Annotated in this window: 15 protein-coding genes and 1 tRNA gene; 10 read left to right on the top strand and 6 right to left on the bottom strand. The window is 68.3% G+C overall.

Annotated features, from left to right (window positions below; translation table 11 throughout):
- Positions 1–6 precede the first annotated feature (6 nt).
- The gene (locus tag QRN21_RS11260; RefSeq protein ID WP_053097383.1) at positions 7–1,266 is read left to right on the top strand and encodes an alpha-hydroxy acid oxidase; all 1,260 of its coding nucleotides are present in this window, start codon (positions 7–9) and stop codon (positions 1,264–1,266) included.
- Between the two features lie 34 nt (positions 1,267–1,300).
- Here QRN21_RS11260 and QRN21_RS11265 read toward each other — a convergent pair whose 3' ends face one another.
- The 5 genes from QRN21_RS11265 to QRN21_RS11285 form a co-directional block, all read right to left on the bottom strand.
- Positions 1,301–2,056 carry an HAD-IIB family hydrolase gene (locus QRN21_RS11265; RefSeq protein ID WP_056279843.1) on the bottom strand — a complete coding sequence of 252 codons (756 nt, stop codon included), beginning with the start codon at positions 2,054–2,056 and terminating at the stop codon, positions 1,301–1,303.
- Positions 2,053–2,529, bottom strand: coding sequence for a VanZ family protein (locus QRN21_RS11270; protein ID WP_056279845.1), 477 nt, complete (start codon positions 2,527–2,529; stop codon positions 2,053–2,055). The genes QRN21_RS11265 and QRN21_RS11270 overlap by 4 nt, the downstream gene beginning before the upstream one ends.
- 69 nt (positions 2,530–2,598) lie before the next feature.
- Positions 2,599–2,672 (bottom strand) — tRNA-Pro (locus QRN21_RS11275).
- 53 nt (positions 2,673–2,725) lie between these two features.
- Entirely contained in the window at positions 2,726–3,661 is a 936-nt protein-coding gene (locus QRN21_RS11280; RefSeq protein WP_285364135.1) for a metallophosphoesterase, read from the bottom strand.
- The gene (locus QRN21_RS11285; RefSeq protein WP_053097375.1) at positions 3,658–6,246 is read right to left on the bottom strand and encodes a transglycosylase domain-containing protein; all 2,589 of its coding nucleotides are present in this window, start codon (positions 6,244–6,246) and stop codon (positions 3,658–3,660) included. The genes QRN21_RS11280 and QRN21_RS11285 overlap by 4 nt, the downstream gene beginning before the upstream one ends.
- A gap of 78 nt (positions 6,247–6,324) precedes the next feature.
- Here QRN21_RS11285 and sp36 point away from each other — a divergent pair, with 78 nt between their 5' ends.
- Both sp36 and QRN21_RS11295 read left to right on the top strand, forming a co-directional pair.
- Positions 6,325–6,549 carry a Sp36 family protein gene (sp36, locus tag QRN21_RS11290; protein ID WP_053097373.1) on the top strand — a complete coding sequence of 75 codons (225 nt, stop codon included), beginning with the start codon at positions 6,325–6,327 and terminating at the stop codon, positions 6,547–6,549.
- Positions 6,546–7,004: a RidA family protein gene (locus tag QRN21_RS11295; RefSeq protein ID WP_056279849.1), complete on the top strand. Its 459-nt coding sequence runs from the start codon at positions 6,546–6,548 to the stop codon at positions 7,002–7,004. The genes sp36 and QRN21_RS11295 overlap by 4 nt, the downstream gene beginning before the upstream one ends.
- Positions 7,005–7,083: 79 nt before the next feature.
- Here the strand turns inward: QRN21_RS11295 and acs are convergent, their stop codons facing one another.
- On the bottom strand, positions 7,084–9,051 hold the full coding sequence (gene acs / locus QRN21_RS11300) for an acetate--CoA ligase (protein WP_072591625.1): 1,968 nt from the start codon (positions 9,049–9,051) through the stop codon (positions 7,084–7,086).
- Positions 9,052–9,464: 413 nt separating this feature from the next.
- On the opposite strand from acs, the gene QRN21_RS11305 reads away from it, so the two are divergent.
- The 7 genes from QRN21_RS11305 (at position 9,465) to tmk (ending at position 15,890) form a co-directional block, all read left to right on the top strand.
- Positions 9,465–10,478 (top strand): TadA family conjugal transfer-associated ATPase, encoded by a 1,014-nt coding sequence (locus tag QRN21_RS11305; RefSeq protein ID WP_285364137.1) that lies wholly within the window; start codon positions 9,465–9,467, stop codon positions 10,476–10,478.
- Entirely contained in the window at positions 10,472–11,368 is an 897-nt protein-coding gene (locus QRN21_RS11310) for a type II secretion system F family protein (RefSeq protein WP_285364138.1), read from the top strand. The genes QRN21_RS11305 and QRN21_RS11310 overlap by 7 nt, the downstream gene beginning before the upstream one ends.
- A gap of 54 nt (positions 11,369–11,422) precedes the next feature.
- Complete coding sequence (locus QRN21_RS11315) at positions 11,423–11,620, top strand: DUF4244 domain-containing protein (protein ID WP_053097366.1); 198 nt, start codon at positions 11,423–11,425, stop codon at positions 11,618–11,620.
- Complete coding sequence (locus tag QRN21_RS11320; protein ID WP_053097363.1) at positions 11,620–11,964, top strand: TadE family type IV pilus minor pilin; 345 nt, start codon at positions 11,620–11,622, stop codon at positions 11,962–11,964. Before QRN21_RS11315 ends, QRN21_RS11320 begins: the two co-directional genes overlap by 1 nt.
- Before the next feature lie 28 nt (positions 11,965–11,992).
- Complete coding sequence (locus QRN21_RS11325; protein ID WP_056279855.1) at positions 11,993–12,322, top strand: Rv3654c family TadE-like protein; 330 nt, start codon at positions 11,993–11,995, stop codon at positions 12,320–12,322.
- 98 nt (positions 12,323–12,420) lie between these two features.
- Positions 12,421–15,264 (top strand): type I DNA topoisomerase, encoded by a 2,844-nt coding sequence (gene topA, locus QRN21_RS11330; protein ID WP_056279857.1) that lies wholly within the window; start codon positions 12,421–12,423, stop codon positions 15,262–15,264.
- Positions 15,261–15,890, top strand: coding sequence for a dTMP kinase (gene tmk / locus QRN21_RS11335; protein ID WP_285364139.1), 630 nt, complete (start codon positions 15,261–15,263; stop codon positions 15,888–15,890). The genes topA and tmk overlap by 4 nt, the downstream gene beginning before the upstream one ends.
- Positions 15,891–15,994: the final 104 nt, after the last annotated feature.

The following is a 15,994-nucleotide window of genomic DNA, read 5'->3' on the forward strand; positions in this document are numbered from 1 at the left end:
ACAGCCATGGTCCAGCGCCAGGTTCCCAACCCCGCAGAGCTTCTCGACCTGATGAAGTTCAAGAAGCCCGAGTTCAACGGCAAGAAGCGCCGTCTCGACTCGGCGCTCACGATCGACGACCTGCGCACGATCGCCAAGAGGCGCACGCCGAAGGCCGCGTTCGACTACACCGATGGCGCCGCCGAGGGCGAGCTGTCGCTCACGCGGGCACGCCAGGCATTCCAGGATGTGGAGTTCCACCCCGGCATCCTCCGGCCGGCTCCGGACGTCGACACCGCGGTCGAGATCCTCGGCGGCCCGTCGGCGCTCCCGTTCGGCATCGCGCCGACAGGCTTCACGCGTCTCATGCAGACAGAGGGCGAGGTCGCCGGCGCGGGAGCGGCGGCGGCGGCCGGCATCCCGTTCACCCTCTCGACCCTGGGCACGACGTCGATCGAGGGCGTGAAGGCGGCCAACCCGCACGGACGCAACTGGTTCCAGCTCTATGTCATGCGCGACCGCGAGATCTCCTACGAACTCACCCGCCGTGCTGCCGCCGCGGGCTTCGACACGCTGCAGTTCACGGTGGACACCCCGGTCGCCGGAGCGCGGCTGCGTGACAAGCGCAACGGCTTCAGCATCCCGCCGCAGCTCACGCTCGGCACCATCATCAATGCCATCCCGCGTCCGTGGTGGTGGTACGACTTCCTGACGACCCCGAAGCTGGAGTTCGCGTCGCTGAGCACCACCGGCGGCACCGTCGGCGAGCTGCTCGACGCGGCTATGGACCCCACGATCAGCTACGACGACCTTGCGGTGATCCGTGACATCTGGCCGGGCAAGATCGTGATCAAGGGCGTGCAGAACGTCGAGGATTCGGTGCGCCTGCGTGACGCGGGCGTCGACGGCATCGTGCTCTCCAACCACGGCGGGCGGCAGCTCGACCGCGCGCCCATTCCGTTCCACCTTCTGCCGGAGGTCCGGACCGCCGTGGGTGACGACTTCACGGTCATGGTCGACACGGGGATCATGAACGGCGCGGACATCGTCGCGGCGGTCGCGCTCGGAGCGGACTTCACCCTCATCGGACGCGCCTACCTCTACGGCCTCATGGCTGGCGGCCGTGCGGGCGTCGACCGCACGATCGAGATCCTGCGGACGGAGATCGAACGCACCATGCGTCTTCTGGGCGTCGCCTCACTCGCGGAGCTCGAGCCGTCGCACGTCACTCAGCTCACGCGCCTCGTGCCGGTCGCACGGGCAGCGTCGGAGGCCGTCGTCCGCTGACCTCGTCCCCGGATTCGAGGGGAGGGGTGGGCGGTCAGAGGGTCGCGAGAAGCTCGTCGAGCTTGTCTGCGGTGTCCTCCCACCCCTCGACCGCGACCGAGGGCACTCCGATCGCCAGGACGGGGTAGTCGTTGCCGCCTTCATCGAGTCGGTCACCGTAGAACAGCATCGAGGTGAGGGGGATGCTGGTGTGCTCGGCGAGCTGCTTCATGCCGAAGGCCTTGTCGATGCCGGCCAGAGTGATGTCGATGGAGGTCGAACCGCCGGATCGCACTTCGAGCTCGGGGAGTCTCGCCGCCACGGCGTCCCGAAGAGCTTCTCGTTTCGCACCGGACGGGTCCCACTCGTGCTTGGCATCGCGGGGAGCCTTCTGCCCGAGCGCAGAGAAGGTGATCTGGGATCCGCGGTCCTCGAGGATCTCACCCCAGGGCTGAGACTCCCACAGCCCCAGACGCTCCGCCTCCTCGCGCAGGGCGGCGAGAGCGCCGGCCTTCTGCTCCGCGGTGAGGTCATGGGCGTAGAGCGGCGAGAAATCCGTGCCGTCGTGGCGCAGGTACCGTGTGCCGCAGGTGGGGAGCAGGTGCAGCCGCGCCGCGGCCGCCTCGTCGATGGTTCCGAGCCGCGCGATCACCTGAGCGCGGAACTGCGCCTCGTTGCCGCCCGAGATGATCGCGACCTCGACCCGCTGCAGCAGCGCGAGCAGCAACGAGGCGATGCGAGCATCGATGGGCTCTTTCGACGGGGCGAGGGTGTCGTCGAGATCGAAGGCGACGAGTGCAGGCGAGGTCATGATGCTTCCAGAGTAGACGGGCGGTGCTGAGAGACACGCGGAGCGAAGAGGAGGGTGCACAGGATCGCGAGCGCTACGCCGATCAGCGCGCCGCCGGAGTTCGCGATCACATCGGACACGGTGGCCGTACGATTCGGCAGGGCGAGGCGCTGGGCGGCCTCGATGGAGAGGGACACTGCCGGGCCCAGGGCGAGCGCCAGCGGCCAGAGGCGGCGGGGGATGAGGATGAAAGCCAGGATGCCGATGGGCACGAAGACCAGAACGTTGGCGATGACCTCGAGGCGGGTGAAATCAAGAGACTCCCACCCCAGTCGGTGCGAAACGGACAGAACGAGATCGAGCAGGTTCGGCATGGACTGCTCGATGCGCGTCGGCGTGAGCGTCAGCAGCGCGATGCCGCCGAAGAACGGCAGGGCGAGAGCGAGGGCGATGCCTCGGGTCAGTCGTCGAGGCGGGGGGAGCAAGCGACTCATGCGGTGCCTTTCTCCTCGTTCCGGATACAGAGAAGGCCGCCCGTGAGGACGGCCTTCCGGTGTTACTTGTCGGGGTGACAGGATTTGAACCTGCGACCTCTTCGTCCCGAACGAAGCGCGCTACCAAGCTGCGCCACACCCCGTTTTGCAACCCTCCGAGTCTACAGCGAAATGCTCCCAGCGCCGAATCGAGGCATCAACCGCGCGCCGTCAGGGTCAGCAGCGTCGCCTCGGGGCGGCACGCGAAGCGGATCGGCGCGTAGATCGAGTGTCCGCAGCCCGCGCTGACATTGAGGGGCACGGCGCGATCGCCCTGAGTCCACGTGCTGAGACCCTTCGCCTGCTTCAGCGGGATGTCGCAGTTCGCTACGAGAGCACCGAAACCGGGCAGGCACACCTGACCGCCGTGCGTGTGGCCTCCGAGGATGGCGTCGGCGCCCATCTCCACGAACCTGTTCAGGACGCGCTGATAGGGCGCGTGCGTGACGCCGAGAACGGATGTGCCGGCAGTCCGCGGGCCGAGAGCATCGATGGCGTCCGGCAGGTCCTCGAGCCGGTCCCAGTCGCAGTGCGCATCACTCACGCCGAACAGGTCCAGGGGACTGCCGGCCACCATGAGTCGCGCTGCGGCGTTGTTCAGGCTCGTCCATCCGAGCTCGTCGGTGAAGTACGCGTCCATCGCATCGGTGTCGAGGAAGTTCAGCTCTCTCGGGCGCTGCGACGGGCCGGCGAAGTAGCGGATCGGATTCCGCGGCGAGGGGCCGATGACGTCGTTGGAACCGTGCACGAAGACACCGGGGATTCCGGCGAACGGCTCGAAGGCACGTCTGATCCCGGCGAGACCGTCGCGGTGTCCGAGATTGTCGCCGGTGTTGACGATGAGATCGGGCTTCAGCTGCGCGAGTGACGCGAGCCAGTCCTGCTTGCGGTGCTGCCACGGAGCCATGTGCGCGTCCGAGATGTGCAGCACGCGCAACGGTGCGGAACCCGGGGCGAGAGCGGATGCGGTCGCCTCACGCACCGTGAAGAGGTAGCGCTCGATGCCGATGCCCCAGACGGCGGCTGCGGCACCAGCGGCCCCCACCGCGCCGAGCGCGATGAGGGCCGGGTGCGCCGCGTGGCGAGACGTCACTTGCAGCGGACCTTGATGGACGTGCTCTTCGTCGTCGGTGTGTTCGCGGCCGGGTCGGTGGACGTGACCGCGGCGTTCTGACCGTTGCATGACCCGTCGAAGTCGATCGACGAGAACCCTGCCCCGAACAGCGCGCTCTGCGCTTCGGCCTTCGATTGTCCGGTGATGTCGGGCACCGTCGCGCCCTGGCCGTTGCTCGGCGAGATCGTGATCGTCGCACCGCTCGGGGCCTGTCCGGACGGGTCCTGCGCCATGACGACATCGCCGGCGGGACCGTCCACGGCGGGTCCGACGGCTGCGGTGAAGCCCGCAGCCTCGATGAGAGAGGTCGCTTCGCCGACGGACTTGCCCACCACGTCGGGAACGTTCGTCAGAACCTGACGAACAAGCTTGTCGTCGGGGCGAGGGAAGTCCTCCGCGGGGTACACGGCATCCGCGGCACCCTGGATCGCCTTGGCGAGGCCGTAGCGGATATCGCCGAGTCGCGTCCCGTTGCCGTTGCGGAAGTCGTTCAGCGGCACGCGGCCGTCGACGTTTCCGACCCACACCGCTGTCGTGACCTTGGTGCTCGACTCGACGAGCATGGTGTGCTCCTTCTCGGCGGTACCGGTCTTGCCGATCAGCTGGGTTCCGTCGTACGGGTTGGCCCTCGTTCCGGTGCCGTTGCCCTCCATGACGCCTCGCAGTGCGTACGCGGCGGTCGCGGCGACCTCGGGGGTGAGCTGCTGGGAGCACTTCTGCGCGGGAGGAGTGATCTCCGCGCCGTCCTCGCCGACGACCCGGTCGATCACGCGAGGCTCGCAGTAGACGCCGTTGTTGGCGACGGTGGCGTAGGCGCCGGCCATCTGCAGAGGAGCCACGCTCTTCGAGCCCAGAACCGTCGGGAACGGATCGTTCGGAGCGGTGTTGGCGTTCGTTCCGCCGACCGTGATGTCGTCGCCGTTGCCGTAGTGGACGCCGAGTCGCTTCGCCACCTCGTTGATGTCGCAGAGATCGAGCTGCTGCGCCATCGCGAGGAAACCGGTGTTCAGGGACTGCGCGGTGAACTGTCGCACGCTGCCCACCGAGCCGCCGGAGTTGCCGAAGTTGTTGATCTTGGAGCTGTTCGTCACCTTGTCCCCGCACCTGGTGAAGGGGCTGAAGGTCTTGAGGCGACCGTCGAGGACCTGGTTCACGGAGTGGCCGGACTCCAGCCAGCTCAGAAGCGTGAACAGCTTGTAGGTCGATCCCGTCTCGAACCCGTAGGTCGAGCCGCCATGCGCCTTGTCGGCCGCGAAGACCTGAGAGGTCTCGCCGGCAGCCAGGTTGGCCTCGGTCGTCTCGTTGAAGACGGTGTTCTGTGCCATGGCGAGTACCCGACCCGTGGACGCCTCGATCGACACTCCGGTGCCACCGACGAGGATCCCGGGCATCGCCTGCGGGACCTGCGCCCTGACCGCGTCGATCGCGGGCTGCTGGACCCGCAGATCGAGGGAGGTGTAGATCTCCATTCCGCCGCGGCGGAGGTTCGAGCGACGCTCCTCTTCCGTGGCGCCGAACGCCTCGTCGTTCTCGATGACGGCCTTCACGTACTGGCAGAAGTACGCGTTGTCGCCCGCGGCCGCACAGCCCTGCTGGGGCTCGCTCAGCAGCGGCGTGACCGGCGAGGCGACGGCCTCGTCGTGCGCGGCCTGCGTGATCTTCGCGTCCGCGAGCATCCGATTGAGGACGTAGTCTCTGCGATCCTTCGTGTCCTTGTAGCCGTCGGCGTCCCCGTTGTGCGCCACGCCGGCGTCATCCGTCCAGATTCCCTCGGGGCGGTCGATGCGGAATCGGTTGGGCTCCTGCACCATGCCGGCGATCGTCGCCGCCTGCGCGAGACTGAGATTCGCCGCGCTGGTGGAGAAGTACCGGTTCGCTGCGGCCTCGATGCCGTAGATGGTGCCGCCGAAGTTGGCGATGTTGAGGTAGCCGAGGAGGATCTCGTTCTTCGAGTAGTCCTTCTCGATCTTCAGCGCATAACGCATCTCCTGCAGCTTGCGCTCGACGCCCTTGCCGCCGTCCGCGACCGCCGCATCGAGGAAGCACTGCTCGATCTGCTTGGAGTAGTCCTCGGCCGCGGGGTCGACGTCCTGCTCGCACTCCTGCACCTGGACGTTCTTCACGTACTGCTGCGTGATCGTGGAGGCACCTCGATCGGTCGTCCCTGCGACGTTGCCGACCGCGGCCTTCAGCGTCGCGCCGAGGTTGATGCCGCCGTGGGTGTAGAAGTTCTTGTCCTCGCTCGACAGGATCGCGTCGTACATCACCGGCGCGACCTGGTCGTACGCCACGGGGATGCGCTTCTGCTCGTAGAACGACGCCAGGGCGACGGGGTTGCCGTCGAGACCGGTCGCATAGATGGTCGACTGCTGCATCGGCGCGCCGACCTGAAGGTTCTCCGGCAGGTCTTCGAAGATGGTGAGGGCCTGCGACCCGGCGATACCGGTCATGGCGAGGACCGGGGTGACGCTGGCCGCGACGAGGAGGCCGGCGACGGCGCTCAGCCCGACGAGTCCGAGGACTCCGCCGAGCGCACCTTTCACCGTGCGATTCTTTTGAGGCATACGCTTGATCGTAGGGGAGTTCCCTGAATACCGCCTTTGACGCAGCCGCCAGCGCGGATGCCGCCAGACAGGAGTGCCATGACCACCTGGGAGTACCTGACCACCCCGTTGCTGATCCACAACACCGCAGCGATCCTCAACAACTGGGGCAAGCAGGGCTGGGAGCTCGTGCAGGTCATCCAGGGCCCCGAGGGTGGGCTCGTCGCCTACTTCAAGCGCCCGGTGACGGCGGATGCCTCGGGCAACGCCGGTCTCGCTGCCGCAGCCGAGGCGTCCCGCCAGTTCGAAGGGGGAGCGGCATGAGCGTCTCTGAGCGCCTGACCGAGCTGGGCATCGAGCTCCCCGTCGTCGCGGCGCCGGTCGCAGCCTACGTCCCGGCGGTCGTGCACGACGGACTCGTCTACACCTCCGGCCAGCTGCCTTTCGTCGAGGGAGCGCTTCCCGCGACGGGCAAGGTCGGGGCAGAGGTCACCGCCGAGGACGCCAACGCCTATGCGCGCACCTGCGCCCTGAACGCTCTCGCGGCGGCTGCGGCTGCGGCCGGGGGCGTGGACAGGATCGCCGGAGTGCTGCGGCTCGGCGGCTTCGTGGCATCCACCCCCGATTTCACCGGACAGCCCGGCGTGATCAACGGGGCGAGCCTGGTCCTCGGCGAGATCTTCGGCGACGCCGGGCAGCATGTCCGCGCGGCCGTCGGTGTGCCGGTGCTCCCGCTCGACAGCCCGGTCGAAGTCGAGGCCACGTTCATCCTGGCCTGAGGTCGCCACCCCTCACCACGCGCACACGGCAACGCCCCCTTCCGGATCGGTTCGGAAGGGGGCGTTTGCTGCATCCGCGCTATTTGACCTGCGCCGAGATGATGCTCATCACCGCGGTGTCGGCCAACGTGGTGGTGTCTCCGACCTCGCGCCCCTCAGCCACATCGCGCAGCAGACGCCGCATGATCTTGCCCGAGCGCGTCTTCGGAAGCTCGCCCACGATGTACACGTCGCGGGGCCGTGCGATCGCGCCGATCTGCTCACCCACCCAGAGGCGCAGCTGCTGCGCGAGTCCGGCGGGGTCGTGCGCCGAGAGGTAGCTCTCCTTGATGATCACGAATGCGACGACGGCCTGACCGGTCGTCTCATCTGCCGCGCCGACGACCGCGGCCTCGGCCGTCGCCTCGTGTGCGACGAGCGACGACTCGATCTCGGCCGTCGAGAGGCGGTGTCCGGAGACGTTCATGACGTCGTCTACCCGGCCGAGCAACCAGAGGTCGCCGTCCTGGTCGAGGCGCGCACCGTCACCGGCGAAGTAGTAGCCCTGCTTCTCGAACTTCTCCCAGTACGTCTCCGTGAACCGCTCAGGGTCGCCCCAGATGCCGCGGAGCATGCTCGGCCACGGTTCGGTGACGACGAGGAGGCCGCCGTTGCCGTTGCCCACCTCGGCGCCCGACTCGTCGACGACGTCGATCGAGATTCCGGGCAGCGGCACCTGGGCGGATCCCGGCTTGGTGGCGGTGACACCGGGCAGTGCAGAGACCATGATCGCGCCTGTCTCGGTCTGCCACCAGGTGTCGACGATGGGCGTCTTGCCCGCGCCGATCACGTCGCGGTACCAGATCCACGCCTCGGGGTTGATGGGCTCGCCCACCGAGCCGAGCAGGCGCAGCGACGACAGATCGAACTTCGCGGGCACGCTGCGGCCGATCTTCATGAACGAGCGGATCGCGGTGGGCGCCGTGTAGAAGATCGAGACCTTGTACTTCTCGATGATCTCCCACCAGCGCCCGGGGTGCGGCGCGTCAGGCGTGCCCTCATAGATGACCTGGGTCGCGCCGTTCGCCAGCGGACCGTAGGTGACATAGCTGTGTCCGGTGATCCACCCGATGTCGGCGGTGCACCAGTACACGTCGGTCTCGGGATGCAGGTCGAACACGTACTTGTGCGAGTAGGCGGCCTGAGTGAGGTACCCGCCGGAGGTGTGCAGGATTCCCTTGGGCTTTCCCGTAGTCCCGGAGGTGTAGAGGATGAACAGCGGGTTCTCGGCGGGGAAGGCCACGGCAGTGTGCTCGGGGGAGGCCGCGGGGACGACCTCGTGCCACCAGAGGTCGCGACCGTCCTCCCAGTCGACCTCGTTCTCGCCGCGCTTGACGACGAGCACGTGCTCGACCGTCTGCTGCTCGCCGTCGCCGCGGTCGGCGAGCGCCTGGTCGACGGCCGGCTTGAGCGCGGACACGCGGCCCTTGCGGTAGCCGCCGTCGGCGGTGATGACGAGCTTCGCCCCTGCGTCATCGATGCGCGAGCGGAGGCTGTCGGCGCTGAACCCGCCGAACACGACCGAGTGGATGGCGCCGACGCGGGCGACGGCGAGCATCGATGCGACCGCTTCGGGGATCATCGGCAGGTAGATCGCGACGCGGTCGCCATGGCCGATGCCGAGCCCCTCCAGCACGTTCGCGACGCGCTTGACCTCCTCGGTCAGCTCGGCGTAGGTGATCGACCGGGAGTCGCCCGGTTCGCCCTCCCAGTGGAGAGCGACACGGTCGCCGTTGCCCGCCTCGACGTGGCGGTCGAGGCAGTTGTACGCGACGTTGAGCTCGCCGTCGTCGAACCACTTCGCGAACGGCGGGGTCGACCAGTCGAGCACGCGAGTGAACGGCTTGTGCCACTCCAGCAGTTCGCGTGACTGGTCGGCCCAGAAGGCTTCGCGGTCGGTCGACGCGCTCTCATACAGCCGGGGAGACGAGACCGACTGGGCGACGAACTCCTCGGACGGCGGGAACTGGCGGGTCTCATCGAGAAGGTGATCGATCTGGCTGCTCATCGGCAGGCGCTCCTTTGCGGCGTGGCAGGTCGTGCGGGCATGAACGCATCTCTGACGCGATCAGGTCAGGGCGAATCTAGTCCCGGGCACGGACATCGCATTACTGCCGAAAGTCGGTAGTCCGACGGGTTTTGTCAGGACGGTCGCCTTGCGTACACTCGACGACAGCCGAATTCTCATTCTGGCCTTGGCGTGCCCGATTCCCCCATGAGGGACGCCGTGGGCGGCATCTCATTCCCCCCGTGAGGTGCCGCCCATCTCTATGCCGGGAGCGCTCCCATCCTGTGGCTCGCGATCTGACGCCGTCCACACCCGCTCTGCACGGATGCCATCGTCCAGACGTTGCTCACAGTGGTCGTCGCGGGAGCGCCGCGGCGACCCCGCGGATCCGCCGTGAGCCCTAGCTTCGGGGCATGCCTGATCCCTTCGTCATTCAGCCGCGCGGCTCGGCGGCGCTCGTCGACGGAACCGTCCGGGGTGCTCCTTCGCCGCTGCAGGTCGATCCCGCCTTCGGCCTCCTCGCCGAGCACTGCGCAGACGAGGAGGTCACCGACATCTTCGTCAACGGCGCATCCGGGCTGTTCATCGACCGAGGGCATGGTGCGGAACCCGTGCTCGGGTGGAGCGCGTCCGAGCGGGAGGTCCGCGACCTCGCGGTCGGGCTCGTCGGACTCGGCGGTCGACATCTCGACGACCAGGCTCCGTGCGTCGATGTCAGGCTCGACTCCGGCATCCGCGTCCATGCCGTGCTCGCGCCGATCTCGACGTCGGGGACGGCGCTCTCGATCCGTGTGCCCAGAGTGCGCGCTGCCGATCTCGGCGCGCTGGCGGCGCTCGGCTCCTTCGACGCGGCCCAGCACAGCTGGCTTCTCGAGCTCGTCGCCGAGCGCGCCAACATCCTCATCACCGGCGGGACGGGAACGGGCAAGACCACGCTGCTGTCGGCATTGCTGTCAGCCGTCCCGGCCTCTGAGCGCATCGTCACGATCGAGGACGTCGCCGAACTGCGCCCGCAGCATCCCCACCACGTCGCTCTGGAGGCACGGCAGTCGAATCTCGAGGGAGCCGGCGGCATCAGCCTCGCCCGGTTGGTCCGCGAGTCGCTGCGCATGCGCCCCGACCGTCTCGTGGTCGGAGAATGCCGCGGCGAGGAGGTGAGAGAACTCCTGACTGCTCTGAACACCGGACACGACGGGGGAGCGGGAACTCTCCACGCGAGCGGTCTCAGCGACGTGCCGGCCCGGCTCGAAGCGCTCGGCGCCCTCGCGGCGATGGATGCCACGGCGCTCGCGCGCCAGGCTGTGAGCGCCTTCACGATCGTCCTTCATCTCGACAGGGCGCCTGGCGGGCGGAGACGCATCGCGCACGCCGGCGAGCTCGCGGTGAGCGGGGATCGGCTGAGCATCGAGGAGGTGCGGCCGTGGTGAGGGGATGGCGTCGTCCGGTCGTCGAGACCGGGGGCGACGCCGCGACATCGGTGCAGACGCTCGCGGTGCTTCTCCAAGCCGGCGCGGTGCCGATGGTCGCATGGCGCCATCTTGCCTCGATCGGCGACCGTCACGCTGCGTCCGTGATCGCCCGTGTGGATGGCGGCGTCCCGCTCATCGCGGCCATCGAAGCGGAGGGTGGCGCGTGGCGTGACCTCGCGGCCGCCTGGGAGATCGCGACGACCGTCGGCGCACCGCTCGCCGAGGTGCTGAGGATGCTCGCTGAGACGCTGCGCGACGCGTCATCCGCCGCGGACGACGTGCGCATCGCGCTCGCCGAGCCCGCGGGAACCGCCAAGCTCCTGCTCTGGATGCCGTTCGCCGGCCTCTTCCTCGGCTTCGCCCTCGGCTTCGACACTGTCGGCGTCATCGTCGGGACGCCCGCCGGCGCCGGGTGCGTGGTCGCCGGGCTCCTGCTCGTCGCCGCGGCGCGCGCGTGGACCGGGCGACTCCTCACGCGGGCGCGTCCCGAACCGGGAACACCGGGCATGCGAGCCGAGCTCATGGCGGTCGCCCTCTCAGGAGGCGCGTCGATCCCACGAGCCCTGCGCCTCGTCGCCGAGAGCCCGGCATCGTCTACCGGTGACGACGCTCGCATCGGCGCGGTGCTCGAGCTGTCGCATGCTGCCGGGGTCCCGGCGGGTGAACTGCTTCGGGCTTCCGCCGGCCAGGAGAGACACGCGTCACGGGTGGACGGACGCCTTCGCGCGGCCAAGCTCTCGACGACGCTGCTCATCCCGCTCGGAGTCTGCACTCTCCCGGCCTTCCTGCTGCTCGGCGTCGCACCGCTTCTGCTGAGCGTGCTCGCCTCCACTCCACTGCCGCTGTGACGGCCGAGTTCCACCGGATGCACCGCGTATCCGTCCCATAGAAAGAAGGAACACATGAACACCATCCCCTCGCTCACCCGGCGCAGCGCGGCAACCCTCTTCGGCGACGACAGTGGCGCGGCCACCGCCGAGTACGCCATCACCACGATGGCGGCCGTCGCATTCGCCGGCCTCCTGGTCGTGATCATGAGGTCAGACGAGGTGCGTGGCATCCTCACGGACCTGGTGCGTCGGGCACTGACGGTGTCGTGATGACTTCCGTCCATGCCGGCGAGCGCGGCTCCGTGACTGCGGAGCTCGCGCTCGCGGTTCCCGCCGTCGTGCTCGTCCTCCTACTCGGAGCCGGCGCTCTGGGCGCAGCCTCCCGTCAGGTGGCACTGCAGGATGCGACCGCTGACGCGGCCCGGCTCCTCGGCAGAGGAGAAGACGAGGGGGCCGCCGCACATGCGGTGTCGGCTGCAGTGCCCGGTGCGTCGATGTCGAGCAGCACGTCGGGCGATCTCGTGTGCGTGTCCGCGGAGACCGACTTCACCGTCGGCGGCTTCGTGAGGGTGGGCGTGCGCGCGTCGAGTTGCGCGCTCGCCGGAGGACTCTGATGTTCTCGACGGTGGAGGTGGAGCACTGATGGCGGGGTCGGTGCTCGCGGCCGGCGTGCTGGTGGTCGGCGCGACTCTGTCATTCGGACTCGCCGCCGTCGGCGGCGCGGCAGTCACTGCGCAGCGCGCAGCGGGAGCTGCCGACGCCGCGGCCCTGGCAGCGGCCGACGCTGCCAGCGGCGCAGTCGTCGTCACGGTCGACCCGTGCACCCTCGCCGCGCGGGTCGCCGCGGCCTCCGGTGCAGCACTCACCGAATGCGCCGTCGACGGCTTCGTGGCGACCGTGCAGGTCAAGGCGAAGTACGCTGGACTCGCTGCCGTCTCCCGAGCCCGTGCTGGGCCACCCGAGGGGATCTGACTGCGGCGCGAGGCACTTTCCGGCGAAAATGCAGGCGACCTCTGTGACCAACCCATCACGGCGGTGTGTATGGTGTGCTTCGAAGAAAGGATGCTCCCTTGGCTGAAGGCAAGAAGCTCGTCATCGTCGAGTCTCCGACGAAGATGCGGTCGATCCAGGGGTACCTCGGCGATGGCTACGAGGTGCTCAGCTCGGTCGGCCATATTCGCGACCTCGCAGACAAGAAGGACATCCCCGCCGCGGACAAGCAGGCGTACGGAAAGTACTCGATCGACGTCGACAACGACTTCGACCCCTATTACGTGGTCTCCGATCGCAAGACGAAGACCGTCGCCGAACTCAAGCGGGCGCTCAAGACTGCCGACGAGCTTCTGCTCGCCACTGATGAGGACCGCGAGGGCGAGGCCATCGCGTGGCACCTGCTCGAGACGCTGAAGCCCAAGGTCCCCGTCAAGCGGATGGTGTTCCACGAGATCACCAAGGACGCGATCCAAGCGGCCATCGGCAACACGCGTGAGCTCGACACCGACCTGGTCGACGCGCAGGAGACCCGCCGTATCCTCGACCGACTGTACGGGTGGGATGTCTCGCCCGTGCTCTGGTACAAGGTCAAGACCGGTCTGTCTGCCGGCCGAGTGCAGTCCGCCGCCACCCGCATGATCGTCGAGCGTGAGCGCGAGCGCATGGCGTTCGTGTCCGCCGAGTACTGGGACGTCGAGGCGCTCGCGTCCTCGTCGTCCGGATTCAAGGTCCGTCTGGTCCGCGTGGACGGCGGTCAGCTCGCCCGAGGCACCGACTTCGACGACGACGGCAAGCTCAAGAAGGCCGTCATCATCCTCGACGAGGCGAAGGCGGCGGCCCTGGCGCTGGCGATCGACGCCGCAGGCACGGGCACGGTCACCAAGGTCGAGGCGAAGCCCGGCACCCGCAGCCCGTACGCGCCGTTCACCACCTCCACCATGCAGCAGGAGGCCGGACGAAAGCTCTCCATGAGTGCCAAGCAGGCGATGAGCGTCGCCCAGCGGCTCTACGAAAAGGGCTACATCACCTATATGCGAACCGACTCGGTGGCGCTGAGCACCCAGGCGGTGCAGGCCGCTCGCAGCCAGGCCGTCGCGTTGTACGGCGACAGCGCCGTGCCGCTCAAGCCGCGCGTCTACAAGTCGAAGAGCAAGAACGCCCAGGAGGCGCACGAGGCCATCCGCCCGTCGGGTGAGAACTTCCGCACCCCGAAGTCGGTCGCCGCCGAACTCGACCGCGAGGAGCACCGCCTCTACGACCTCATCTGGAAGCGCACCGTCGCCAGCCAGATGGCCGACGCGAAGTACGAGACCACGACCGTCACGATCGCGGTCGACGCCGACGGGCAGAAGGCTGAGTTCACCGCATCGGGCACGGTCTACACCTTCAAGGGCTTCCTCGAGGCATACGAAGAGGGACGCGACGAGAAGCGCAACGACAAGGACGCCGACGAGAACCAGTCGCTCCCTGCGGTCGCCGTCGGCGATGACCTCCGGATGTCCGATGCCGAGGCGAAGGGGCACCGCACGACCCCGAAGCCGCGCTTCACCGAGGCATCGCTCGTCAAGGCGCTCGAGGAGCACGGCATCGGCCGCCCTTCGACGTTCGCGAGCATCATCGGCACCGTGATTGATCGCGGCTACGCCACCAAGCGCGGCCAGGCTCTCGTGCCGACGTGGCTCGCCTTCAGTGTCGTGCGCCTGCTCGAGGAGCACTTCGCCGACCTGATCGACTACGACTTCACCGCAGCTCTCGAAGACGACCTCGACGCGATCGCCCGCGGTGAGCAGAAGCGCGTCGAATGGCTGCGTTCCTTCTACTACGGCTCGGATTCGCACGTCGGACTGCGCCAGACCGTCGACAACCTCGGCGAGATCGACGCGCGTGCGCTCAACTCCACGCCGATCACCGAGACCGCCACCCTGCGATTCGGCAAGTACGGACCCTACCTCGAGGTCGCGAACCCCGACGCTCCGGACGAGAAGCCGCGCATCGTCAATGTTCCCGAAGACCTCGCTCCTGACGAGCTGACCGAGGCCAAGGCGCAAGAGCTCATCGATGCGCCGGTCGCCGGCGACCGCGTGCTCGGCACGAACCCGGACAACGGCAAGATCGTCGTCGTGAAGGACGGCCGATTCGGTCCCTACGTCCAGGAGAACGACCCCGTCTCTGAAGATGCGGCGGTCGACGAAGCCACCGGCGAGGTCGTCGAGGCGCCCAAGCCCAAGCGTGGCGCGAAGAAGGATGCCGCGCCCAAGCCGCGCACCGCTTCGCTGTTCCGTTCGATGTCGGTCGACACGATCGATCTCGACACGGCGCTGCAGCTTCTCAGCCTGCCGCGCGTCGTGGGAGCCGACCCGGAGAGCGGCGAGGAGATCACCGCGCAGAACGGCCGGTTCGGGCCCTACCTGAAGAAGGGCACCGACTCGCGCTCGCTCGAGAGCGAATCGCAGATCTTCGATGTGACCCTCGAGAAGGCCCTCGAGATCTATTCGCAGCCGAAGTACGGCGCCGGATCGCGCCGAGCATCCAGCGCGCTCGCCGAGTTCGAGGCAGATCCCGTGAGCGGCAAGCCGATCCGCATCCGCGACGGACGCTTCGGCGCCTACGTCACCGATGGCGAGACCAACGTCACGATTCCCCGGGGCCAGAAGGTCGAGGACATCACCTTCGAGACCGCGGTGCAGATGCTGGCAGACAAGCGAGCCAAGGGGCCGGCGCCCAAACGCGGTGCGGCCAAGAAGCCCGCGGCGAAGAAGCCCGCCGCGAAGAAGCCCGCGGCCAAGAAGGCGCCCGCGAAGAAGGCGCCCGCGAAGAAGGCGACCGCGACCGATGCGGAGAAGGCAGCCGCTCGGTCCGCAGCCGCCAAGAAGGCCGCTGCCACCCGTGCCGCGAACGCCGCGAAGAAGGCCGGTTCGTGACGTCTGACTCCGGAGTCTGGATCACGCTCGAAGGCGGAGACGGATCGGGGAAGACCACGCAGTCGAACCTGCTCGGGCAGTGGCTGACGGATGCGGGGCGGACGGTCGTGCGCACCCGCGAGCCGGGTGGGTCGGAGGTCGGCCAGCTGATCCGCGACATCGTGCTCCACCATCGCGGCGACATCGCCCCGCGGGCAGAGGCTCTGCTCTACGCGGCCGATCGCGCGCACCACGTCGCGACCGTCGTTCGACCGGCGCTCGCCCGCGGCGAGGTCGTGCTGCAGGACCGCTACCTCGACTCGTCCGTCGCCTATCAGGGCGCGGGGCGCGTGTTGGACGGCGACGAGATCCGCGACCTGTCGCTCTGGGCAGCCGAAGGAGCGCTTCCCGATCTCACCGTGCTGCTCGACCTCGATCCCGAGTCGGCGCGCGTGCGACTCGACTCCGCCGACAAGCCGTTCGACCGGCTCGAAGCCGAGAAGACCGAGTTCCATGCCCGCGTCCGCGACGCGTACCTCGGCCTGGCCCAGGCCGAGCCGGAGCGATTCCTGGTTCTCGATGCCGCCGCGACTCCGGAGAACATCGCCGAGCAGATCCGCGATCGGGTCTCGACGCTCATCGGCTGATCCGCCCGGCGGTGCGCCCGACCACGTCATGGCCAGGGCATCACCCTGTCGGTGCCACGTACATCGCCCGACGGTGCCGCGTACGTCGGTGCTCCCGATTAGGC

This window comes from Microbacterium sp. LMC-P-041 (genome assembly GCF_030209555.1).
In the GTDB taxonomy this organism is placed as follows: Bacteria; Actinomycetota; Actinomycetes; order Actinomycetales; family Microbacteriaceae; genus Microbacterium.